Here is a 24,021-nt window from a genome sequence, read left to right as displayed (position 1 = left end):
TCGGTCGCGAGCGCGCGCCGGCGCGTGATCGACAGCGGCGTGCAGAACAGGCGCCAGGCGCGGCGCAAGGTCGCAGCGGGTCGCAACCAGCTGCCGAAGGCGAAGCCGGCGCGCAGCAGGGCAAAGCGGATATTACGAACGATCGTGCTATTTCTGACGGCAACCACGGTAGCCATGGCGAACCTCGATCGGAACTCAGGGGGAGTGGGCGGCGAACAGGCGCTCGATCGCGCGCTCGGCTTGCGCGCGCGCGAGCTTTGGATCGAACAGGCGGGTGTCGTGATGCAACGCGAGCGCGATGCCGAAGATCTCGAACGAGACCTGCTGGGGATCGGTGTCGGCGCGCAACTCGCCGCTGTCGATCGCCATCTGCGTCGCTCGCGTCGTGTCGCTGCGCCATCGCTGCACGCGGGCGACGACGGCGTCGTGCAGGGGACCCGGCCGCGAGTCGTACTCGCTGATCGCCGACATCACGAGGCAACCATGCTGGTTTTCCCGCACCCAGTCGAACCAGCCGTCGATGATCGCGCGCAGGCGCACGAGGCCGCGCGGCTTGCGCAGCGCGGGAATCAGCACGAACTCGCCGAAGCGGCGGCCACCTTCGTCGAGCACGGCGAGCTGCAGGTCCTCGCGCGACCCGAAATGCGCGAAGACGCCGCTCTTGGACATGCCGACCGCCTGTGCGAGATCGCCGATCGACAACCCCTCGAGGCCCTGGCGGCTCGCGATCGAATACGCGCGATCGATGATGAGTTCGCGCGTCGCGGCGCCCTTGCTGCTGGCGGGGTGAATGGCCATGCGCCGAAAATAGTACGATCGTTCGTGTTTTTCAACCCCTGCCGCGCACGGGATGCCTGCCACTGTCGCCGCCGGGCGGCGGGGACTACACTACGCGCCGCATTTTGCCGGCCCGGCTCCGGCGATCCGCAAAAAACCAAATTCCGTTCAATCACTTGCAGCTCGTCCTTGGCCCGAATTCCGCGATCGCGCACCGGGTTCGGACGAGTCTTTTCCGCGTCGCCAGGAGCAGCCATGATTTTCGAAACCGTCTCGCAGACCGGCCATGAGCAGATCGTCTTCTGCCACAGCAAGGACGCCGGCCTGAAGGCCATCATCGCGATCCACAACAGCGTGCTCGGCCCCGCCCTCGGCGGCCTGCGCATGTGGCCGTACAAGAGCGAAGCGGAAGCGCTCAACGACGTGCTGCGCCTGTCGCGCGGCATGACCTACAAGAACGCGGTCGCAGGCCTCAACCTCGGCGGCGGCAAGGCGGTCACCATCGGCGACCCCAGCAAGGACAAGTCCGAGGCGCTGTTCCGCGCATTCGGCCGCTTCGTCAACTCGCTCAACGGCCGCTACATCACGGCCGAGGACGTCGGCATCGACGTCAACGACATGGAGTGGGTATTCCGCGAGACCGAGTTCGTGACCGGCGTGCACCAGGTTCACGGCGGCTCGGGCGATCCCTCGCCGTTCACCGCCTACGGCACCTTGCAGGGCCTGATGGCGACCTTGAACAAGAAGTACGGCAACGAGGACGTCGGCAAGTACAGCTACGCCGTGCAGGGCGCCGGCCACGTCGGCATGGAGTTCATCAAGCTGCTGCGCGAGCAGGGCGCGAAGGTGTTCGTCACCGACATCAACAAGGAACTCGTGCAGCGCGCCGTCGACGAGTACGGCTGCACCGCGGTCGGCCTCGACGAGATCTACGACGTCGACGCCGACGTCTACAGCCCGTGCGCGCTCGGCGGCACGCTCAACGAAAAGACGATCGACCGCATCAAGGCGAAGATCGTCTGCGGCGCGGCGAACAACCAGCTCGCGACCGACGCGATCGGCGACGAGCTGACCAAGCGCGGCGTGCTGTACGCGCCGGACTACGCGGTCAACGCGGGCGGCGTCATGAACGTCTCGCTCGAGATCGACGGCTACAACCGCGAGCGCGCGATGCGCATGATGCGCACGATCTACTACAACCTCTCGCGCATCTTCCAGATCGCCGAGCGCGACAACGTGGCGACCTACAAGGCCGCCGACCGCATGGCCGAAGAGCGCATCAGCGCGATCGGCAAGATCAAGCTGCCGACGATGGGCAACAACGGCCCGCGTTTCCTCGGCCGCATGCGCGGGCAGTAACTGTACGCGATGCATCCCTGCATTGCCCGCGCGTCGTAGGGCGGTACGCGTGCCAGCGCGTGCCGCCGTCGCGACACACGGCGGGACTCGCGCTTCGCGCTCGACCCGCCCTACACGCTCGACCCGCCCTGCTCGGCTTTTCCGTACCGTGGCGAACGGGGATATCCCTCGTGGCCGGCGCCACCGCGCGTTTGCGGCCGCGGCTGCAACCGTTACTATCCGGTTTTTCCCGACCTCGGCGACTCGTCCATGCGCCCATTCCCCCTCGGCGAAGAACTCGACCTGCTGCGCGAGAGCGTGCGCGCTTTCGCCGACAAGGAGATCGCGCCGCGCGCCGACCTCATCGATCGCGAGAACGCGTTTCCGCACGACCTGTGGGCCAAGCTCGGCGACATGGGCCTGCTCGGCGTCACCGTATCGGGTGACTACGGCGGATCGGATCTCGGTTACCTCGCGCACGTCGTCGCGATGGAGGAGATCTCGCGCGCATCCGGCTCGGTCGGCCTGTCGTACGGCGCGCACTCGAACCTGTGCGTCAACAACATCTACCACAACGCGAGCGAGGCGCAGAAGCAGAAATACCTGCCCAAGCTCTGCAGCGGCGAGTACGTCGGCGCGCTCGCGATGAGCGAACCGGGCGCGGGCTCCGACGTCGTCGGTTCGATGACGTGCCGCGCCGAACTGCACGGCGACACCTGGGTCGCCAACGGCTCGAAGATGTGGATCACCAACGGCCCCGACGCGGACGTGCTGCTCGTCTACATGCGCACCGCGCACCGCCCGGCGGGCTCGCGCTGCATGACCGCGTTCATCGTCGAGAAGGGCATGAAGGGCTTCTCGACGGCGCAGAAGCTCGACAAGCTCGGCATGCGCGGCAGCAACACCTGCGAGCTCGTGTTCGACCAATGCGAGATCCCCGACAGCCAGCGCGTCGGCGAGGTCAACGAAGGCGTACGCGTGCTCATGAGCGGCCTCGACACCGAGCGCCTCGTGCTCTCGGGCGGCCCGATCGGCCTGATGCAGGCGGCGATCGACGTCGCGATGCCGTACGTGCGCGAGCGCAAGCAATTCAACGCGCCGATCGGCACCTTCGGCCTCATGCAGGGCAAGATCGCCGACATGTACACCGCGTTGCAGTCGTCGCGCGCCTACACCTACCTCGTCGCGCAGAACTACGACCAGGGCGTGAAGTCGCGCATCGACCCGGCCTCGTGCCTGCTGCACGCCTCGCAGAGCGCGGTCCAGGTCGCGCTCGAGGCGATCCAGGCGCTCGGCGGCAACGGCTACATCAACGAATACCCGACCGGGCGCATCCTGCGCGACGCCAAGCTCTACGAGATCGGCGCGGGCACCAATGAAATCCGCCGCATGCTGATCGGCCGCGAGCTGTTCCACGGCAAATCCTGAACCCGTCGCCCACGGGCTTCCGGCGTCGTCGCTTAGGAGTACACTGCTCCCGTCCACGGGTGGGGGGCTGTGTGGGCCGAGCGGACGACAATCTGCAGTTCACCTCCATCGAGGCCCGGGACGCCGCGCCCACCTGGAAGATCCTGATCGCGGATGACGAACCCGAGGTCCACGACGTCACGCGCCTCGTGCTCGGGAGTTTCCGCTTCGCCGAGCGCAAGCTCGAATTCCTGAGCGCGCACAGCGCGGCCGAGGCGCGCCGCATGCTCGAACGCCACCCGGACGTCGCCGTGCTGCTGCTCGACGTCGTCATGGAATCGGAACAGGCCGGCCTCGCGCTCGTGCGCAGCATCCGCGAGGAACTCGGTAACCCCTTCGTGCGCATCGTGCTGCGCACCGGCCAGGCTGGCCAGGCGCCCGAGCACGAAGTCATCGCCGCCTACGACATCAACGACTACAAGGAAAAGACCGAGCTCACCGCATCGCGGCTCGCGACCACGATGTACTCGGCGCTGCGCGCCTACCGCGACATGCGCGCGATCGAGGCGCATCGCGTCGGCCTCGAAAACGTGATCCGCGGTTCCGCGCGCATTTTCGCGCGGCGCGACACGCGCGACTTCGCCAATGCGGTGCTCGACCAGCTGGTGGATCTGGTCGGACTCGAACGCGGCGCGCTCTATTGCACGATCGACCGCCGCCGCGAGTCCGACCCGCAGCGCTTCCGCATCGCCGCCGCGAGTGGCGGCTACCGCCGCCTGCAGCACGATGACGCCGCCGAGGCGCTGCCTCCCGCGATCGTGGCGACGATGCGCGACGCCTGGCACGACAAACGCCACCAGTTCGGGCGCGACCACTACGTGCTGCATTTCACCGACAGCCACCAGACCGAGAGCCTGCTGTTCGTCGGCGAGGCATGGAACCTGTCGCCGCTCGACTACAAGCTGGTGGAACTGTTCTGCACCAACGTGTCGATCGCGTTCGACAACCTGCATCTCAACGACGAGCTGCTCTCTTCGCAGCTCGAGATGGTCTACCTGCTCGCCGGCGCCGCGGAAACGCGTTCGCAGGAAACGGCCAATCACGTGCACCGCGTCGGCCTGCTCGCCGAGATGCTCGGCCATGCGCTCGGCCTGCCGCCGGCGTTGGCCGAGACGCTGCGCTACGCCGCGCCGCTGCACGACATCGGCAAGATCGGCATCCCCGACACGATCCTCAACAAGCCCGGCCCGCACACGCCCGAGGAAGCGGTCGTGATGCGCACGCATGCGGAACTCGGCGCGCGCCTGCTCGGCAACTCGAACCGGCCGGTGCTGCGCCTCGCCGCGGAGATCGCCGCCTCGCACCACGAGAACTGGGATGGCAGCGGCTATCCCAAGGGCCTCGCGGGCGAAGCGATCCCGATCGGCGGGCGCATTACGATGGTCGCCGACGTGTTCGATGCGCTCGGCAGCAAGCGCTGCTACAAGGAGCCGTGGGATTCGGCGCGCATCCGCGCGTTCATGCTCGAACATCGCGGCACGAAGTTCGATCCGGACGTCGTGGACCGGTTGCTCGAGCGGTGGGATGAGGCGCTCGCGTTGCGGCGGGAGTTGCCGGATTGATGAGGTTGCCGGCGGCACGCGCTGCGCGCGTACCGCCCTACGGCGATGCCGGCGGGCCATCGAGCCGCATTCAATGCACGCGCGATGCCCGGCCGTCACGAGCGCTGCTGCAACACCTCGCCGCCGAAGCGGATGACGAAGCGGGTGCCCTGCCCCGGTGCGCTTTCGCAGTCGATGTGGCCGTGCAGCACCTGCGACACCAGGCTGTAGACGATGTGCATGCCGAGCCCGGAGCCACCCTGCCCGCGTCGCGTGGTGAAGAACGGTTCGAAGATGCGCGCGCGCACGTCGTCGTCCATGCCGCGGCCGTCGTCGCTGTAGGCGATCTGCACGATGCGGTTCTCGTGCGTGACGTCGATGCGGATATGGCCCGCGTCGCCGTCGACGAAGCCGTGCATGAGCGAGTTCATCACGAGATTGGTGACGATCTGGTAAAGCGCGCCGGGCGCCGTCTCGAGGATGAGGCCGGCCGGGCAATCGAGCACCGCGCGGTGCGGCGTCTTCTTGAGGGTGGGCCCGAGCGTGGTGAGGATCTCGTTGAGGCAGACGCCGAGGTCGACCACGCGGCGGTCCTCGCTTGACTGGTCGACCGCGACCTGCTTGAAGCTCTTCACGAGGCGGTCGGCGCGCTGCAGGTTGCGCAGGATCATGTCCGAACTCTCGCGTGCAGTGCGCTGGAACTCGTCGAGGTCCGCGGTGTCGAGCACGCCTTCGCCGATCAGGCGCGAGATGCGTTGCGCCTCTTCCTGCAGGTGCGAGGCGGCGGTCACGCCGATGCCGAGCGGCGTGTTGATCTCGTGCGCGATGCCCGCGACCAGACCACCGAGCGAGGCGAGTTTTTCCGCCTCGAACAGCTGGCGCTGCGCAAGGGTCAGCCGTTCCAGCGTGCTGCGCAGCTCGAGGTTGGCATTCTGCAGCGCCGCGGTGCGCTGTTCGACGCGGGACTCGAGCTGCTCGTTGAGCGTGCGCAGGGCCGCGAGCGCCTGGTTCAGCGCGTTGATGTCCGAGGTCGTGCCGCTCATGCGCTGCGCGCGGCCGCTTTCGTCGCGCTCGACGATGCGGCCTCGCGTGAGCACCCAGACCCAGTCGTGCCGCACGTCCTGCGTGCGATAGCTCGCCTCGAATGTGGGCACGCGGCCGGACAGGTGCGCGCCGAGCGCGCGTTCGAAGCGTTCGATGTCGTCCGGATGCACGAAGGGCCGATACGTCGCCAGCGAGTGCTCGCCGACTTCGTGCGTGACCGCAAGGTGCTCGAGCTGGTTGTCGCGGTGCATGCTGCCGGTCGCGAGGTCGATGTCCCACAGTTCGCTGCCGCTGCCCCACAGCGCGAGCTTGAGGCGCTCTTCCGATTGCCGCACCGTCTCCTGCACCGCGTCGCGTTCGCGCCGCGCGCGGCGTGCGCGCAGCCCGATGAATGCGGCGAGCATCGCCGCGGCGATCGCGTAGGCGGCGAGCGCGGGCTTGGACAGCCACGGCGCCGGCAATACGGTCAGCGACAACGTGGCTTCCTTCTCGCCCCACGGCTGGCCGGGGTAGCGCGCGCGCACGCGGAAGCGGTAGTCGCCCGGCGGCAGTCGCGTGTACGTCGCGGTGCGCAGGGCGGCATCGGTTTCGATCCAGTCGGCATCGTGCGGATCGAGGCGGTAGGCGAAGCGAAGCCCGGCGGGCGCGAACGCGGACGGCGCGCCGTAGTTGATCGACAGCATGCTCTGGTGGTGGTTCAGGCGCACGTTGCCGCCGCTCCACGGCGCCTGCTCCAGCGGCGATGCGGGATCGCGCCAGCGCGGCAGCACGGGCGTGTTGAACAGGCGCAGTTCGGTCAGCACCGGCTCGGGCACGGGCAGCGCCGGGATCTGCGCGGGGTCGAAGATGGTCGCCACGGTCGCGCCGCCGAACACGATGCGCCCGTCGCGCCCCTGGTCGACCGAACCGATAAAGTAGCCGCTCGCCGACGCGCCCTGGTCGGCACCGACATTGACGATGCTGCGGTCGCGCGGATCGTAGCGCGAGATGCCGACCGTCGTGCTCATCCAGATGCGCCCCTGGGCATCCTCGGCGAGGCCGCCGATGGCGTCCGCAGCGAGGCCTGCACGCGCATCGATCGTCTCGAAACGCGCGCCGTCGGCATCCATGGCGAGCAGGTGCGCGAGGCCACCGCCGCGCGTGCCGAGCCACAGATCGCCGCGCCGGTCGCGGTGCAGGTCGGTCACCGTGTTGGCCGGCAGCGACGACGGATCGCGCGGATCGCTCGGGAAGTGGCGCACGCGCCCACTCACCGGATCGAGCAGTTCGAGGCCGCGACGCTCGGTGCCGACCCAGAGCTGGCCGTGCTCGGCCTCCAGGACCGCATACACGCCGCCGGGCGCGAGGCTGTCGGCCACTCCCTCGGCATGCGCGTAGTGACGGAACTCGGTGCAGCCGTCGCAGAGCGCGTCGAGTCCATTGTCGCCCGTACCGATCCAGAGCGTGCCGGCCGCGTCGAGATGCAGGCGCAGCAGGTTGTTGGAAGCGATGCTGCGCGGATCGGTGGCATCGTGCGCATGATGCTCGAACGCGTTCGTACCCGGCCGCAGGCGATCGAGCCCGCCGCCACGCGTGGCGATCCACAGCGAGCCGTCGCGCCCGCGCACGGTCGACACGACGAAGTTGTGCGCGAGGCTCGCCGGATTGCGCGGGTCGTGCGCATAGTGTTCGAGCAGTCCGTTCTCGAGGTCGAAATGACTGAGGCCGCCGTTCTCGGCCGTGCTGAACCAGAACGTGCCGTCGTCGTCGGCGAGCACCGACAACACCGACGCGCCCGCGAGCGAACGGCCGGCCCCGCGCGTGTGCACCGACACGAACCCGGCCGCGCGCGGATCGAACACGCTGATGCCGTTGCTCCAGGTGCCGACCCAGATCTGTCCGTCGCGATCCTCGAACACGCTGAAGGCGCGGTTGCCGGCGAGCGACCCGGGCTGTTCCGGCGAATGCGTGAAGGTTTCCAGCCGGCGAGTGTGCGGGTTGAGGCGCGCTAGGCCCGCGTTTTCGCTGCCGAACCAGATCGCGCCACTGCGGTCGATGTGCAGGCCGGTAAGGTCGGTGTCGTCGAGCGAGGGCGAGGTCTGCGCATCGTAGTGCTCGATCTCCGCGCCGTTCGCGGCAAAGCGGAACAAGCCCTGCCTGGTCGCGGTGAGCCAGATCTCGCCGGCCCCGCCGCGGACGATCGTGCGTACCGCCAGGTGCGCGCCCGACTGCGGCAGCCACTCGCGCATCGTGCCGTCGGCGGGATCGCAATCGAACAGCCCCGCCGCGGTGCCGATCAGCAGGCGCCCTCCTTCGAGCGCGAGCAGCGCCATGGGCCGGCGCAGCTCATCGTTGCGGCAAGGTGATTCGACGAAGGCATTGCGCGCCTCGTCGTAGCGCTGCAGGCCGTGGTTGCGCGTCGCGACCCACAGCGTCCCCGCTGCGTCTTCGGCCAGCGCGCTGACGTACTCGCTGCCGATTGCGCCCTCGCGCGACGCGTCGGGCACGAAGTTGTCGAAGCGGTCGAGCTGCTCGTCGTAGCGGCTGAGGCCACCGCTGGTCGTGCCTATCCAGAGCCGCCCGCGACGGTCGACCAGCAGGCGGTGCACGTTGTTCGCGGCGAGCGAGGACGGATCGCCGCGGTCGTGCTTGTAGACGCGAAAGCCGTAGCCGTCGAAGCGGTCGAGGCCGTCCTGCGTCGCGACCCAGATGAAGCCGTGACGGTCCTGGGTGATGTCGATGCCGCTCGGCTGCGAGAGGCCCTGCTCGACGCCGATGTTGCGGAAGCGGACGCGCTCGACGCCGTGGCTGTCGCGGCCTTGCGCATGCGCGATCGCGCCGGCGCCCGCCAGCACGACCATCGCGATCCAGCATGCTGCCCGTCGCACCGCGCGGCGCCCCCCGTCATGCCTGGGCCGAGGCTAGCCCGTGGCATGCGCCGAGCACAAGGATGGTGCGCTCCGCCGTGCAATTGTCGCAGCGCAGCAGGGCGCGCATAATCGGGGCCTTCGCCGGCCACGTGCCGACCGCCATCCATCCCGGAGGAATCCATGTCCGATATCGTCATCGTCGGCGCCAAGCGCACCGCGATCGGTTCCATGCTCGGCCAGTTCACCGGCGTGCCGACGCCGACGCTCGGTGCCGCGGCGATCAAGGCCGCGCTCGAACACGCCGGCGTGGCGCCGGACGACGTGTCCGAAGTCATCATGGGCTGCGTGCTGCCGGCCAACCTCGGCCAGGCGCCCGCGCGCCAGGCCTCGCTCGCCGCCGGCCTGCCGAAGTCGACCGGCTGCACCACGATCAACAAGGTCTGCGGTTCGGGCATGAAGGCGATCATGCTCGCGCACGACCTCATCAAGGCGGGCTCGGCCGAGATCGTCGTCGCCGGCGGCATGGAGTCGATGACCAATGCACCGCACATGGTGTCCGCGCGTGGTGGCTTGCGCTATGGCGACGCCAAGCTCGTCGACCACATGGCGTGGGACGGCCTGACCAACCCGTACGACGGCCAGGCGATGGGCGTGTTCGCCGAAGCGACCGCCGACAAGTACGGGTTCACGCGCGAGGCGCAGGACGCGTACGCGATCGAGTCGGTGCGCCGCGCGCAGGCGGCGATCACGTCCGGCGCGTTCGCCGCGGAAATCGTTCCGGTCAAGGTCGCCACGCGCAAGGGCGACGTCGAAGTCGCCACCGACGAACAGCCGGGCAAGTCCGATCCCACGAAGGTCCCGACGCTCAAGCCCGCGTTCCGCAAGGACGGTACGGTCACCGCGGCGAGCTCGTCCAGCATTTCCGATGGCGCCGCGGCCACCGTCGTGATGAGCGCCGAAGCCGCCGCGAAGCACGGGCTGAAGCCGCTCGCGCGCATCGTCGGCCACACCACGCTGTCGCAGGCACCGGAGTGGTTCACGACCGCGCCGGTCGGCGCGATCGATGCGCTGCTCAAGAAGGTCGGCTGGAAGGTCGGGGACGTGGACCTGTTCGAGGTCAATGAGGCGTTCGCCGTCGTCGCGATGGCGCCGATGAAGGACCTCGGCATCGCCCACGACAAGCTCAACGTCAATGGTGGCGCGACCGCGCTCGGCCATCCGATCGGCGCCTCGGGCGCGCGCCTCGTCGTCACCCTGCTGCACGCGCTGATCGCGCGCGGCGGCAAGCGCGGCATCGCCTCGCTGTGCATCGGCGGCGGCGAAGCCACCGCGATCGCGATCGAACTCGCCTGATCGGCTCTCGCGCGTCGGGTGGGATGTTCCACCCGACGATGCGCTCACGAACCTGAATGCCCTGCTAGAATCCGGCGTGATACACGTCGCGGACGATCGCGTTCGCATCTTCGGGCCGCAGGAGCTGCCTACGCAGGCCGACGGCCGCCAACGGGAGGAGGCAGACCAGATGACCAGCAAGATCCTGAAGCTCGCGCTCGGCACGGCCCTCGTCGCTACGCTTGCCGCGTGCGATGACTCGCAGAAGCAGGCGCAGGAGGCTGCCGACAAGGCCGCCGCAGCGACGAAGCAGGCCGCCGCCGAGGCGCAGGCCGCGGCGAAGAAGGCCGCCGACGCCACCGCCGCCGCGGCACAGCAGGCCGCCGACGCCGCCAAGAAGGCTGCCGAAACCGCCAACACCGCCGTGACGGACGCCGCCAACCAGGCCGCCGACGCATCGAAGGACGCCGCCTAGAAAGCGAAAGACGCCGCGGCCAAGGCGGTCGACGCGAGCAAGGAAGCCGCCGCCAACGCGGGGGCGATGATCAAGGAAGGCGCCGAAGCGACCGGTGCGGCGATGAAGGCCGCCGGCCACGAAGTCAAGGAAGGCGCGAAGGACGTCGGCCACGAGGTCGCCGAAACCGCAAGGGACGCGAAGGACGCGGCCGCGGACGCCGCCAAGAAGAAGGAGTGATCCACGCGCGCTGCGGCGCGCCGTGATCGATACGCACCGGCCGCCTCGCGCGGCCGGTCGCGTTTCGGCGCAAGGCGATGGCGGGCGGGCGGCGAGCGCAACCTTCCGGGACCGCATCGGTACCTATCCCAGGACACACCAATGGGAGATCCACCGATGCACTCGCATTTCCGCAAGGCGCTGCCGGTCGCGCTGTCGTTCGCTTGCGCGATACCTGCCATGGCAGCCACGCACACGGTCACCGTCGGCGGCAATGGCCTCCGCTTCGCTCCGCGCGAACTCACGATCACTGTCGGCGACAGCGTCACGTTCACCAATGCCGGCGGCTTCCACAACGTGCACGCGGAAAACGGCTCGTTCCGCTGCGCCAACGGTTGCGACGGCGCGGGCGGTGACGGCACGCCGTCGAACAGCTCGTGGAGCGCGACGGTCACGTTCAACGAAGCGGGCACTTTCCCGTACACGTGCGACGTGCACGCCGACTCCGGCATGACCGGCACGATCACCGTGCAGGGCGGTGGCGGCGGTGGTGGCAACGTGCCGATCACGGCCGGCTTCACCGGCACCTGGGTCGACGCCGGTGCGACCGGCGCGATGGGCTTCGGCATCGAGATCCTGCCGGGCAACAACCTGCTCGCCGAGGGCTACACCTTCGCGCCGGATGGCGGCCAGAGCTGGATCGGTGGCGTCGGCCCGATCAGTGGCGATACCGCCGTGGCGACGGTGACGACGATCGACGGGCCGGGCGGCCGGTTCCCGCCGAACTTCGACCAGAGCCAGGTGGCGAACACGCCGTGGGGCACGCTCACGTTCACGTTCAGCGATTGCGCGCACGGCAAGGTCGCGTGGAATTCGACCGTGGCCGGCTACGGCAGCGGTTCCATGCCGCTGATCCGCGTGACGCAGCCGCAGGGCATCACCTGTCCGTGAGGTAACGATCGGCCGCACCGGTGCCGGCGCGCACCGGTGCGGCAGCCCCGTCGGTCCGCGACGGCGCGAACCGCGGCGGCGGGCAAGACTGGTTTGCGATCCGGCGCTGTGCTTACATCGCACGATTCCGCACCCGCGCCGATCGCCCATGCCGCAGATCCGTTCGCAGTTCGACCTTCGTTCCCCCGAATTCCTCGCCAACGCGACGCATCTGCGCGCGGCCGTCGACGACCTGCGCGCGCAGATGGCGAAGGCCGCGCTGGGCGGCGGCGAGAAGGCGCGCGCGAAGCACACCGAACGCGGCAAGCTGCTGCCGCGCGAGCGCATCCGCGCATTGCTCGATTCCGGTTCGCCGTTCCTCGAACTCTCGCCACTCGCCGCGCACGGCATGTACGAGGACGCCGCGCCGTGCGCGGGCGTCATAACCGGCATCGGCCGCGTGCACGGTGTCGAGGTGCTCGTCATCGCCAACGACGCCACGGTCAAGGGCGGCACGTATTTCCCGATGACGGTGAAGAAGCACCTGCGCGCTCAGGAAGTCGCACTCGAGAACCGCCTGCCCTGCATTTACCTCGTCGATTCGGGCGGCGCGTTCCTGCCGCTGCAGGACGAGGTCTTCCCGGACAAGGAACACTTCGGCCGCATCTTCTACAACCAGGCGCGGATGAGTGCGCTCGGCATCCCGCAGATCGCCGTCGTGATGGGTTCGTGCACCGCGGGCGGCGCCTACGTGCCGGCGATGAGCGACGAGACGATCATCGTCAAGGAACAGGGCACGATCTTCCTCGGCGGCCCGCCGCTGGTGAAGGCGGCGACCGGGGAGGTCGTCGATGCTGAAACGCTCGGCGGCGCCGACGTGCACACGTCGGTTTCCGGCGTCGCCGACCACTTCGCCGAGAATGACGCGCACGCACTCGACATCGCGCGCGGCATCGTCGCCAGCCTCAATCGCCGCAAGGACGTCGCGCTCGCGCTGCGCGAGCCGCGCGAACCACTCCATGCGCCCGAGGAATTGTACGGCTGCGTGCCGCGCGACACGCGCATCCCGTTCGACATCCGCGACGTCATCGCTCGCATCGTCGACGGATCGGAGCTGCAGGAATTCAAGGCGCGCTACGGCAAGACGCTCGTCACCGGTTTCGCGCACGTGCACGGCTACCCGGTCGGCATCGTCGCCAACAACGGCATCCTGTTCGCCGAGAGCGCGCTCAAGGGCGCCCACTTCATCGAGCTGTGCAACCAGCGCAACGTGCCGCTGGTGTTCCTGCAGAACATCACGGGTTTCATGGTCGGCAAGAAATACGAACAGGCCGGCATCGCCAAGGACGGCGCGAAGATGGTCACCGCGGTCGCCTGCTCGCACGTGCCCAAGTTCACGGTCGTCATCGGCGGCAGTTTCGGCGCCGGCAACTACGCGATGTGCGGCCGCGGCTACCAGCCGCGCTTCCTCTGGATGTGGCCGAACGCGCGCATTTCAGTCATGGGCGGCGAGCAGGCCGCGAGCGTGCTCGCGACCGTGCGCCGCGATGGCCTCGACGCCGCCGGCAAGGCGTGGTCGAAGGACGAAGAAGACGCGTTCAAGGCGCCGATCCGCGAGCAGTACGAACGCCAGGGGCATCCGTACTACGCGACCGCACGCCTGTGGGACGACGGCATCATCGATCCGGCCGACACCCGCCGCGTGCTCGGCCTCGCCCTGTCGGCGAGCCTCAACGCGCCGGTCGAGCAAGGCCGTTTCGGCGTGTTCCGCATGTAGGCCGGTGCCGGGCGGCTCGCCGGCCGCCATCGGCCGAGCCCCGGTGACGCGGATGCATCGCTGGGGCACACCCTCTTGCACGGTGCGATCGCGGACGTCGCGCGCGTCGTTCCCGTGGTCCGCCGCCGCCGGTTCGCGCGCCTGCAAAAAGCCACGGGCAGGACCTAAGATGCGTTGCCTGCACAAGGAAGACGCATGATCGTCGGCATCGATCTCGGCACCACCCATTCGCTCGTCGGCGCCTTCGTCGACGGCGAGGCACGCCTGTTCCCGAACGCGCTCGGCGGCCTGCTGACGCCGTCCGCGATCAGCCTCGGCGATGACGGCAAGCTCATCGTCGGCGAGGCCGCGCGCGACCGCCTCGTCACGCACCCGACGCGCAGCGTCGCGACGTTCAAGCGCTGGATGGGCAGTCCACGCGACACCTGGCTCGGTGAACGCGCCTTCCGTCCCGAAGAGCTGTCCGCGCTGCTGCTTCGTTCGCTGCTCGCCGACGCGCAGGCTGCGCTCGGCAGGCCGATCGAGGAGGCGGTCATCAGCGTTCCGGCGTACTTCTCCGACGCGCAGCGCCGCGCCACGCGCGCAGCCGGCGAGCTGGCCGGCGTACGCGTCGAACGCCTCATCAACGAACCGACGGCCGCCGCCCTCGCCTACGGCCTGCAGCAGCGCGAGGGCGGCAGCCGCTTCCTCGTGTTCGATCTCGGCGGGGGCACGTTCGACATCTCGATCCTCGAGCTGTTCGACGGCGTGGTCGAAGTGCACGCGAGCGCGGGCGACAACTACCTCGGTGGCGAGGATTTCCTCGATGTGCTGATGCAGGCCTGCTGCGCTGACCTCGGCATCCTGCCGGAGCGGCTGCCGCCAGCCGAGCTCGGCCAACTGCGCCACCGCCTCGAGCGCGTCAAACGCGAGCTCAGCAGCCATGCGCGCGTACGGCTCGAGGTGCGCGCCGGCGGCCGCGAGGCCGAGTGGGAAATCGACGACGAGCGCTTCGCCCACCTGTCCGAGCCACTGCTGCAGCGCCTGCGCGCGCCGCTCGAACGCGCGATGCGCGATGCGCGCCTGCAGCCCGCGCAGCTCGACGAAGTCGTGCTCGTCGGCGGCGCCAGCCGCATGCCAGCGATCACGCGACTGGTGTCGCGCATGTTCGGCCGCCTGCCGCTGCGCCACGTCAATCCAGACGAAGCCATCGCGCTCGGCGCTGCCGTCGCCGCCGGGCTCAAGGCACGCGACGAGAAGCTCGAGGAAGTGATCCTCACCGACGTGTGCCCCTACACGCTCGGCACCGAGGTCTCGCGCACCGATGACGACGGCCACCACCAGGTCGGCTTCTTCCATCCGATCATCCAGCGCAACAGCACGGTGCCGGTGAGTCGCGAGGATGTCTTCTATCCCGTGCACGACAACCAGACGCGCCTCTCGATCGACGTCTACCAAGGCGAGAGCCCGCTGGTGGCGAAGAACGTCAAGCTCGGCGAACTCGTCGTGGAGCTCGCGCCGCGCACGCCCAAGTCTGGCAACGGCGTGAAGGTGCGCTTCACCTACGACGTCAATGGCGTGCTGCAGGTGGAGGCGACCGTGCTGGCGAGCGGGCGCACGCACGAACTTCTGCTCGAGCAGAATCCTGGCGTGCTGAGTGCTGCCGAGATCCGCGCGCGCCTCGCGGCACTGGCGGACCTCAAGATCCATCCGCGCGACAAGCAGGAAAACGTCGCCGTGCTCGCACGCGCCGAACGCCTCTACGAGGAGCATCTGCGCGCGCGGCCGAAGCTGCAGGAATGGATTGCGCAGTTCCAGGCCGCCCTCGCCTCGCAGGACGAGCACCGCATCGGCGAGGATCGCCGCCTGCTCGAGGAAGCGCTGCAACGCGTCGAGGCAGGCTTCTTCGGATGAGCGATGCGTTCGACTTCCTCGGCCTCGACCGCGAGGCCGACGAACGCGCGATCAAGCGCGCCTACGCGCAGGCGCTGAAGCGGACGCGGCCGGAATCCGATCCGGTCGGATTCCAGGCGTTGAACGAGGCCTACCATCGCGCGCTCGACGGGGTTCGCGAGCGTGCCGAGGCACCACGGCGGGCCGCGCCCGCGCCGTTCGAACCGCAGGCGATGCTTGCGATGGCAGCCGATGCTGCACCCGCCGTCGTGCTGCACGATCCGATGGAGCTTGCCGCGCCCGCCCCGCTCGAACCCCTGCCTGCGACCGTCCTCGACTGGACTGACGAGACGTCCTCGCGGGATGGCGGTGGCGTGCTTCCCGATCCACCGGAGCGGGTCGAGTGGGAAGCGCCGTCCGGGCCCGCGCAGGTGACGTTCCATCCAGCGCCTGCGAACGAGCGCTTCGCCTTCCCCGCTTTCTACGATGCTCTCGCCGCGCAGGCACTGCAGGGCGATGCTTCGCGCCTGCGCGACTGGCTGCAACGCCAGCCGGCACTGTGGTCGCTCACGACCAAGGCCCAAACAGGCGCTGCGACGATGGCGGCACTGCAATCGACATCGACGCCGATGCCGGACCGCTGCTTCGACGCGATCCTCGCCTTCTTCGACCTCGACCATGTGCTCGCCGGCCAGGACGCCCTGAAGCTCGGCCGCCTGCGCCGACGCCTGCACGTCGAGTGGCTGCTGCTGCGCGGAGAGCGGCAGGAATTCGTCGCGGAGCTGCGTTCGGCCAAGCCGCCGGTGAACCTCCCGCCCGATCGGCTCGCGCGACTCCTCTCCGGACCGTTCCGCTGGCGCTCCGTGCTGCTGCAGGCGCTGCCGCCGAACCAGCCGTCGGAAGTGGCCGCGTTCCTGCGCTTCCTCGAGCAGGCGCGTGTGCAGCAGCTGCCGCCCGCGTTCGACGCGCGCCGCATGCGGTTCTGGCGACGCGCCGGCGACCGCAGTGCCATGTCGTGGCCGCGCGTCGCGGTAGGCGCCGCGCGTTGCCTCGCGATCACATGCGTGGTTGCGCTCATCGATGCCATGGAGGCGATCGGCACCGGCGTCGCGGCAGTGACGTTGCTGCCGCTGGCGTGGGGCATATCGATGCTGTGGGCGATGTTCATCGCCTGGGCCGCCTCGAGCCAATGGCAGAACCGCCCGCAGGAGGCGTTCGCGTCGACGAAGCGCGAGGCCGGTTTCTGGCTGCGCCTCGCCTTCATTCCCGCGCTGTGCGCATTGGCGCTCGGGGTGCGCCGCCTGCCGGCGCTGATCGCGGGCGGCACGGACTCCGATGCACCGATGGTCGCCGCAGCCGCAATCGTCGTGCTCGCGATCGCATTCGCGACCCGGCGCTACCGCCGTCGCGCCGACTCGCCGCCGATCGCATGGACCGCGTCGGTCGGCTGGCGCTGGATCCTCATCCTTCCCGCGTTGAAGGCCCTCGTCGTCGTCGCCGCACTCGTCGTGTACTACGCGGAAGCCGGTGCCGCGCTCGCCGGCGCGATCTGGATCGCCGATTTGTGGAAGCAATGGCGACGCCTCTCCGGCACCGCGTAGCCGAGCGCGCGCCGTGCGGCGACCCGTCGCGCTCAAGACGAAACGCATAGTACGAATATCTTCGTTGACAGCTCACGCGATGACGCGCTAGGGTTGGTTCCGCAAGTACCCAGCGGAGCACGCCATGAATACCCAGGCCATGTGGCTGTCAGGTTTCCTGCTGCTGTGCGGCGCCGCACGCGCTGCCGATCTCCCACCCCGCTACGACTCGAGCCACAACGTCGAGCGCCCCGCCAGCGACCGCTACGCGACGCCCGAAGACAAGGGCCGCCCCGGCGAGAAGTTCTACTTCGACGCGGTGCGCGCGATCGCGAGGAAGGACTACTCCTTCGCGATCAACATGTACGAGGTGTCGGCCTCGTGGGCGTACAAGCCCGCGCAGTACAACCTCGGCGTGATCTACCTCAAGGGCGAAGGCGTGCCGGTGGACCGCCCGCGCGCGATGGCGTGGTTCTCGCTCGCCGCCGAGCGCGGCGACGCCGACTACGTGCAGGCCCGCGAACTCCTCTACGCCGACCTCGACAAGGACGAGTTCGCGCAGGCGAACGCGATCTGGCGCGAACTCAAGGCCAAGTACGGCGACGACATCGCTCTCGCGCGCGCGAAGACGCGCTGGGCGCAGGTGAAGTCGGAGCAGACCGGCTCGCGCGTCGGGTCGCCCGGCAACCTAAAGGTCGGCAGCGCGGGCGGCAGCGTGCGCCCGGTGCGCCTGTCGCCGGCCGGGCGCTCGGAGGTGAACGGCTTCGCGAGCTCCGCCTTCGGCGTGCTCGGCGGCAGCAGCGAGGATGGTTCGATCGTGTACCGCCAGTTGCGCGAGAGCGACAACCCGTACGACCCGAAGTTCGAATGGCGCACGACGCCGACGCCCGAGGGCACGGTCATCGTCGATCCGCTGCTCCCTGCGGCCGCGGAAGGAGAGTCCGACCGCGCCGACACGCTGCAGCCGCGCAGCCGTTTTGACTGAGGTTGCCGCAAAGGCGCGTGTCGTCGGACGACGCGCGGCGCATCCGACACCTGCCGGATGCCACCGGATCGCCACCCCTGGTCCGGTCCCCGGCGGTGCGGCCCAGGATGGCGCCGCACCGCATCTTTTTCGCGTCGTCGCGTGGCCGATGGCACTTCGGTTGCATGCAGCGGGCGTTCGTTAAGGACGCAAATATTTCGTTATACTTCAAAATGTTAACGCGCATTTCGTGAGTGACATCACAGGTTCGGGGTCGGCTTGCCGACTACCCTCGGGGCTCCCCTGAAGCGGAGTGCGCAACACCATGGCCATCTTCAACCAGCAGCCATCGGCGAAGAAGGAAACGCCCACCTTTGCCCCTGAGCCGACGCCCGTCGCGACCAAGGAACCCGCACCTGTCGCCGACTACGCGTCGCCATCGCCGGCGTATCGCGCGGAGCGCGTCGAGGCGAAGGAATCGCTGATCGCGTCCGACATCACGATCGAAGGCAAGATCGAAGGCTCGGGCCATGTGCGCATCGCCGGCCGCTTCAAGGGCGACGTCAATGTGCAGGGCGACCTCACGATCGAGAAGGACGCCAAGCTCGCCGGCGGCGTGCGCGCGAAGAAGGTGACGGTCGCCGGTGAACTCGAAGGCAACATCGAGGCCGCGTCCCAGGTCGACCTGCTGCAGAGCGGCGTGCTCGTCGGCGACCTCAAGGCCGGCTCGCTCACCGTCGCCGCGGGATCGCGCATGCGTGGCCAGGTCGAATTCGGCTGGGACGACAAGGCGTCCTCGAAGTCGTCGCGCAACGCGACCGAGAACGCCGCCGCGTGAATGCGCCGCGACCACGCGTCACGCGCATCTGCCCGCATTGCAAGGCGACGATCCTCGCCAGCGCGGCGGTCTGCCCATCATGCCGGCACCACCTGCGCTTCGATCCCGCTGCCGCAGCCGCGCGAGCGCAGCACGCGATCTCGGCGCTGCGCGTCGAAGGCACGGTGCGCCAGCCCGCCGACACCGACGCGTGGGAATACTCGATGGTGCTGTCGATCCGCAACGAACGCGGCGAGGAGATCGATCGCAAGATGATCGGCGTCGGCGCGATGAAACCGGGCGAGCAACGCACGTTCGCGCTCGCGGTGGAGATCTATGCGGGGGATGGCGAGGACGGAGGTGGATCGCCACCGCGGGCGCATTGAGATTGAAAGTCGCCCGCACGCCACCTCGTGTTGCGCTCGCATGGGAGCGACTGTCGCGGTAGGGCGGCTCGAGGCCGCAGGCCGGAGCCGCCGTTCGACGACGCGAAGCGGTGAAAGCGGATCCGCCGCTGCGCGGCTGGATCCGCCCTACTCGTGCCGCGCGGGTGAAGCCGCGATGCTCTCACATGGTGCGCGCCGAGGCGCGCCCTACATGAGGACGAATTCTTCGGCGGACGTCGGATGGATCGCGACGGTCGCGTCGAAGTCGGCCTTGCGCGCACCCATCTTCACCGCGACCGCGAAGCCTTGCAGGATCTCGTCGGCAGCGATGCCGATCATGTGCAGGCCGACGATGCGCTCGTCCTCGCCGACGCAGACGAGCTTCATGCGCGTGCGCTCGTCGCCGTGCGCGAGCGCGGTGAGCATCGGCCGGAATTCGCTGCGATAGACCTTTACCGCGGCGTCGCCATGCTGCGCGCGCGCGGCGTGTTCGGCGAGTCCGACCGTGCCGATCGGCGGGTGCGAGAACACGACCGTGGGTACGTTCGCATAGTCGAACTTCGACTCCGGCCGGCCGCCGAACAGGCGGTCGGCGAGGCGGCGCGACGCAGCGACCGCGACGGGCGTGAGCGCGAGCCGGCCGGTTACGTCGCCCACCGCATGCACGTTGGCGACGCTCGTGTCCTGCCAGTCGTCGACCTTCACGAACCCCTTCTCGTCGAGCTCGACGCCTGCTTGCCCGAGGTCGAGGCCGCTCGTGACCGCATGGCGGCCGGTGGCCCAGATCAATTCGTCGAAATCACCGGCGCTGCTGGCGTCGGCGAAGCGCAGCAGGTAGCCCGCCGCCGTCGCTTCGGCGGCGACGGTCCGGCGCCCGAATGCGAGCTCGACGCCGCGTGCGGTCATCGCCGCCGCCAGCGCATCGCCGAGCTCGCGGTCGAACGCGCTGAGCAGGCGCTCGCCACGCGCGAACAGGCTGACGTCGCTGCCGAGTGCGCGCAGCACGCCCGCGAGTTCGACCGCGATGTAGCCGCTGCCGACGATCGCGACACGGCGCGGCGCGGCGCGCAGTGCGAAGAAGCCGTCCGAATCGATGCCGAGTTCGCCGCCCGGGATCGGTTCGCGCTGCGAATGCGCACCCGTGGCGATGAGCACGTGTCCCGCTTGGAGTTCGCGCGTAGGCGTCGCGATGCGATCGGCGGCGACGAAACGGCCCGGTTCCGCGATCAGCTCGACGCCGACCTCGTCGAAGCGGCGGCGGTACGCAGCATGGATGTTGTCGATGTAGGCGCTGCGGCGTGCGATGAAGTCAGGCCAGCGCAATGCGCCCGGCTGCACGTCGAAACCGACTTCGCGCGCGATCTTCTGCGCTTCGGCGAGTTCGGCCGCGAACCACATCGCCTTCTTCGGCACGCAACCGACGTTGACGCAGGTCCCGCCGAGTGCGCCAGGCTCGAGCAGCGCGACCTTCGCCCCATGGCGCGCCGAGCGCACCGCCATCGCGATACCGGCCGACCCTGCGCCGAGCACCACCAGATCGTACCGCCCGCTCGCCATGCTCTCGCCTCACGCGTCGATGCGCACGAACGGTGGGGCCGCCGTGCGGTGTATCAAGGTGCCTGCCGCGGGTGAAAGCCAAAGCCTGAAACACGAAGGACACGAAGGCACGAAGGAAAGCGGATAAAGCCTGAAACATGGAGCACACGGAGGAACAGCATTTGGAGGAAAAGGCTCCTTCCGCTCTGCCCTACTCCGTGTGCTCCGTGGTTCAAGCTGCTCTTTGCAAAGCTCTTTCTCTTCGTGCGCCCTTCGTGCCCTTCGTGCCCTTCGTGTTTCAGGCTTGCTTGTCGCGGGGTGATTGCTACTTCGCAGCGACCGAAGAGGCAGCGGCGATCGGCACGGTCAGCGCGCTCGGATGCGCGGCGTCGTGGTAGAGCGTGACGGTGACCTTGCGTGCGTCCTTGCCGGATTCGGCGCTGACGACGCCGCCGGCGTTGTAGTTCTTTTCCGCGTACATCGAATTGACCGGCGCGATCATGAGGCGCAGTCGGCTGCCCTTGGCAATGCGGCGCGCGACGAAGCTGAAGCGCGAGAAGTCGTAGCGTTCGATCGCGCCCGGCTTCACCGGCACCGCTTCGCGCAGGCTCTTGCGGTAGCGCGCGCGCAGAGAGTCGCCGGCGAGATAGACGCTGCTGCCGTCCGCCTTGACCTCGGCGATGCCGACCGTGATGTCCGTATCGGGCTGGTCGAGCGAGATCCACGCGCCGAGCTTGAAGAAGCCGGCGATGTCGGTGTCCTTGGTGAACAGCGGCGAGTGGTAGAAGAGCGCCTTGCCCGAGTAGAGCATCGCGCTGCGCTGGTCGAGGAGGCCGTTCGGCGACTCCTCCTGCTCCCATTCCGCCGAACTCGTGTCGAGCGGATCGTAGACGTAGCGGTCCGGCTTGCCGCCGCTCGGCTTGTCGCGCTTGAGGTCGCCCGAGGCGAACACGTCGTTCGCGCGCGCGTCGACCGAATCGAGGTACCAGGTGTCGCCGCGCGCGGTGATCGCATCGAGGCTCGGCGAATAGCGCCACGCTTCCTCGCCGGTCACGTACCAGGCCACCTTGTCCTTGAGGAACTCGGGCTTGCCGGCGCCCTTCATCGTCCAGTCGTACCAGCTCTTGTGCAGGCCGTTCATGTCGAGCATGGAAGCCGGCCCGAACTTGAGCCCGCCGACTTCCGCCTTCGGCGTGCGCGTGCCCGCATGGTCCCACGGCCCGATGACGAGGTAATGGCGCTCCTTCGCCTGCGCCGAGCCGTACTGCATGTGCTCGCGATAGAACGCGAGCGCGCCGGGCTGGTCGCCGTCGTATTGGCCGGAGATCGAAAGGATCGGCAACGCAAGCTTCGCGTACTGCTCGGGCGTGGGGCTGTAGCTGTCCCAGTACGCATCGAGCGTGGGATGGTCGAGCCACGTCTGGAAATGCGGCGACGGGTTGCCGACGTAACGATCGAGTTCGCGGAACGGCGCATGCGCCTCGAACCAGCGACGGAACTGCGCCGCCCAGAACGCGCCATCGCCGAAGATGCCCTCCTGCGACGCGCGGCCGCTGACGAGGGTCAGCCACTGCGTGTCGTAGGAATAGAACATGTTGTGCTGCATCGGGTAATCGATGCCCGGCTTGGGCGAGGCGACCGGCACGATCGTGGCCAGATGCGGCGGGAATTCCTTCGCACTCGCCCACTGGTCGTAGCCCGCGTAGGAGCCGCCCCACATCGTGACCTTGCCGTCGCAGTACGACTGGCCGGCGAGCCATTCGATCACGTCGTGGCCGTCCTTCGCCTCCTGCAACAACGGCGTGAAGTCCCCCTCGGAGTTGCCGCGGCCGCGCACGTCGACGGTGAGGAACACGTAGCCGTGCGCGGCGAAGTACATGCCGCGCTCGTGGTAGCTCTGCGAGATGTACGGCGTCAGCGTGAAAACGCACGGCAGCGGCGCCTGCTGTTCGCGCGGCTTGTACAAGGTCGCGTTGAGGCGCACGCCGTCGCGAAGCGGGATCTTTACGCCCCACTGGAACTCGACCGGATCGCCGGGCTTCTCGTCGGCCTGCGCGGCGAAGCAACCGAGCGCGAGCGACAACGCGATCGCGCGCAGCATGTGTCGATGCAGCGGGGTGGTTCGTTCCATGCGGGCTCCGTGGAAGTCAGTGGAATCGGTTCGGCGCGAACGGCGCCACATCGAGCGAGGGCGGGCGGCCGGCGACGATCTCGCCGACGAGCACGCCGGTGCCGGCCGACATCGTGACGCCGAGCATGCCATGTCCGGTCGCGAGCACGAGGTTGTCGATGCGCGGCGCGCGACCGATCACGGGAAGGTCGTCGGGGATCATCGGACGCCAACCGTACCATTCCTCGACGACCTCGGGCCCTTCGGGCTCACGCAGGAACTCGGCTGCGCCACGCCTCAGCGCATCGAGGCGCACGCGCGTGAGGCGCTCGTCGTAGCCGGAGAATTCCATCGTGCTGCCGAGCCGGTAGCCCGAGCCCCATGCGGTCACGCACACGCTCGGTTCCTTCAACGTCATCGGCACGCGCGGACACAGCGCCGGACGCGTATAGGTGATCGAGTAGCCCTTGCCCGGCTGGATCGGAATGCGCAAGCCGAGCCGGCGCGCGAGCAGCGGCGACCACGCGCCGAGGGCGAGCACGACGTCGCGGCCCGCATGGCGGCCGTTCGATGCGACCACTTCGGCGATGCGCGATCCGTCGAGCACGAACTCCTCGACGCGCGCGCCTTCCTCGATGCGCCCGCCGGCGGTACGCACGATGCGCGCGAGTTCGGCAACGTAGCGGTCCGGCCGCAGCGACGCGTCACCGGGATGGAACAGCCCGCCGACGACGCCGGGTTTCAGCGCCGGCTCGCGCGCCAGCGTCGCGCCGGCGTCGAGCACGTCCACGCCGACACCGAACGCGGCGACGCGCTCGGCGACCGCACGCACGTGCGCGAAGTTCGCTTCGTCGCGGAATACGCTGAGCGTGCCGCCCGGTTGGAATTCGCAATCGAGCGACTCGCGCCGCACGAGGTCTTCGATGAGCGCACGCGAACGCAGCAGCAGCGGCGCCTTCCCGCGGCGGGCCGGGAGGCAGGCGCGCTCCGGGCAAGCGCGCGCGGAGGCGCGCAGCCACCGCACGAGT

General features: G+C 68.9%; 18 protein-coding genes. 13 read left to right on the top strand and 5 right to left on the bottom strand.

All coding sequences use genetic code 11. The features are described from left to right. Positions 1 to 195: 195 nt before the first annotated feature. Positions 196 to 798, bottom strand: a complete 603-nt coding sequence (locus tag ACTHK2_RS13190; protein WP_440246180.1) for a TetR/AcrR family transcriptional regulator — start codon at positions 796 to 798, stop codon at positions 196 to 198. Positions 799 to 1,032: 234 nt separating this feature from the next. Here ACTHK2_RS13190 and ACTHK2_RS13185 point away from each other — a divergent pair, with 234 nt between their 5' ends. The 3 genes from ACTHK2_RS13185 to ACTHK2_RS13175 all read left to right on the top strand — a co-directional run bounded on the left by ACTHK2_RS13185 (position 1,033) and on the right by ACTHK2_RS13175 (position 5,144). Beyond that, positions 1,033 to 2,136 (top strand): Glu/Leu/Phe/Val dehydrogenase dimerization domain-containing protein, encoded by a 1,104-nt coding sequence (locus ACTHK2_RS13185; protein ID WP_440246179.1) that lies wholly within the window; start codon positions 1,033 to 1,035, stop codon positions 2,134 to 2,136. A gap of 249 nt (positions 2,137 to 2,385) precedes the next feature. After that, positions 2,386 to 3,543, top strand: a complete 1,158-nt coding sequence (locus ACTHK2_RS13180; protein WP_440246178.1) for an isovaleryl-CoA dehydrogenase — start codon at positions 2,386 to 2,388, stop codon at positions 3,541 to 3,543. A gap of 71 nt (positions 3,544 to 3,614) precedes the next feature. Next, a complete protein-coding gene (locus tag ACTHK2_RS13175) occupies positions 3,615 to 5,144 on the top strand; it encodes a DUF3369 domain-containing protein (protein WP_440246177.1) in 1,530 nt (509 codons plus the stop codon). Between the two features lie 95 nt (positions 5,145 to 5,239). Here the strand turns inward: ACTHK2_RS13175 and ACTHK2_RS13170 are convergent, their stop codons facing one another. Next, a complete protein-coding gene (locus tag ACTHK2_RS13170; RefSeq protein WP_440246176.1) occupies positions 5,240 to 9,007 on the bottom strand; it encodes a two-component regulator propeller domain-containing protein in 3,768 nt (1,255 codons plus the stop codon). A gap of 189 nt (positions 9,008 to 9,196) precedes the next feature. On the opposite strand from ACTHK2_RS13170, the gene ACTHK2_RS13165 reads away from it, so the two are divergent. From ACTHK2_RS13165 to ACTHK2_RS13120, 10 genes are all read left to right on the top strand, one after another. Beyond that, positions 9,197 to 10,369, top strand: a complete 1,173-nt coding sequence (locus ACTHK2_RS13165) for a thiolase family protein (protein WP_440246175.1) — start codon at positions 9,197 to 9,199, stop codon at positions 10,367 to 10,369. A 169-nt stretch (positions 10,370 to 10,538) separates the two neighbouring features. After that, positions 10,539 to 10,823 (top strand): hypothetical protein, encoded by a 285-nt coding sequence (locus ACTHK2_RS13160; protein ID WP_440246174.1) that lies wholly within the window; start codon positions 10,539 to 10,541, stop codon positions 10,821 to 10,823. 66 nt (positions 10,824 to 10,889) lie between these two features. Then, on the top strand, positions 10,890 to 11,042 hold the full coding sequence (locus ACTHK2_RS13155) for a hypothetical protein (RefSeq protein WP_440246173.1): 153 nt from the start codon (positions 10,890 to 10,892) through the stop codon (positions 11,040 to 11,042). A gap of 156 nt (positions 11,043 to 11,198) precedes the next feature. Beyond that, positions 11,199 to 11,972: a cupredoxin domain-containing protein gene (locus tag ACTHK2_RS13150; protein WP_440246172.1), complete on the top strand. Its 774-nt coding sequence runs from the start codon at positions 11,199 to 11,201 to the stop codon at positions 11,970 to 11,972. Positions 11,973 to 12,120: 148 nt separating this feature from the next. Further along, positions 12,121 to 13,728 carry a carboxyl transferase domain-containing protein gene (locus ACTHK2_RS13145; protein ID WP_440246171.1) on the top strand — a complete coding sequence of 536 codons (1,608 nt, stop codon included), beginning with the start codon at positions 12,121 to 12,123 and terminating at the stop codon, positions 13,726 to 13,728. Between the two features lie 195 nt (positions 13,729 to 13,923). Continuing rightward, positions 13,924 to 15,621 (top strand): Hsp70 family protein, encoded by a 1,698-nt coding sequence (locus ACTHK2_RS13140; protein WP_440246170.1) that lies wholly within the window; start codon positions 13,924 to 13,926, stop codon positions 15,619 to 15,621. After that, positions 15,618 to 17,201 (top strand): J domain-containing protein, encoded by a 1,584-nt coding sequence (locus ACTHK2_RS13135; protein ID WP_440246169.1) that lies wholly within the window; start codon positions 15,618 to 15,620, stop codon positions 17,199 to 17,201. The genes ACTHK2_RS13140 and ACTHK2_RS13135 overlap by 4 nt, the downstream gene beginning before the upstream one ends. 124 nt (positions 17,202 to 17,325) lie before the next feature. Further along, positions 17,326 to 18,165: a tetratricopeptide repeat protein gene (locus ACTHK2_RS13130; RefSeq protein ID WP_440246168.1), complete on the top strand. Its 840-nt coding sequence runs from the start codon at positions 17,326 to 17,328 to the stop codon at positions 18,163 to 18,165. Between the two features lie 304 nt (positions 18,166 to 18,469). Further along, entirely contained in the window at positions 18,470 to 18,982 is a 513-nt protein-coding gene (locus ACTHK2_RS13125) for a bactofilin family protein (RefSeq protein ID WP_440246167.1), read from the top strand. Next, positions 18,979 to 19,347 carry a hypothetical protein gene (locus ACTHK2_RS13120; protein ID WP_440246166.1) on the top strand — a complete coding sequence of 123 codons (369 nt, stop codon included), beginning with the start codon at positions 18,979 to 18,981 and terminating at the stop codon, positions 19,345 to 19,347. Before ACTHK2_RS13125 ends, ACTHK2_RS13120 begins: the two co-directional genes overlap by 4 nt. Before the next feature lie 207 nt (positions 19,348 to 19,554). Here the strand turns inward: ACTHK2_RS13120 and gorA are convergent, their stop codons facing one another. The 3 genes from gorA to ACTHK2_RS13105 all read right to left on the bottom strand — a co-directional run. After that, positions 19,555 to 20,904 carry a glutathione-disulfide reductase gene (gorA, locus tag ACTHK2_RS13115; protein WP_440246165.1) on the bottom strand — a complete coding sequence of 450 codons (1,350 nt, stop codon included), beginning with the start codon at positions 20,902 to 20,904 and terminating at the stop codon, positions 19,555 to 19,557. 304 nt (positions 20,905 to 21,208) lie between these two features. Further along, on the bottom strand, positions 21,209 to 23,014 hold the full coding sequence (locus tag ACTHK2_RS13110; RefSeq protein ID WP_440246164.1) for a CocE/NonD family hydrolase: 1,806 nt from the start codon (positions 23,012 to 23,014) through the stop codon (positions 21,209 to 21,211). Between the two features lie 16 nt (positions 23,015 to 23,030). Continuing rightward, the coding region (locus tag ACTHK2_RS13105) for an NAD(P)/FAD-dependent oxidoreductase (RefSeq protein WP_440246163.1) at positions 23,031 to 24,021 on the bottom strand (991 nt) is incomplete at its 5' end.

The sequence above is a fragment of the Dokdonella sp. genome, assembly GCF_051958935.1.
GTDB lineage: Bacteria > Pseudomonadota > Gammaproteobacteria > Xanthomonadales > Rhodanobacteraceae > Dokdonella_A.
The sequence above is the reverse complement of the archived record's forward strand: the minus strand, read 5'-3'. Positions and strand labels throughout refer to the sequence as shown.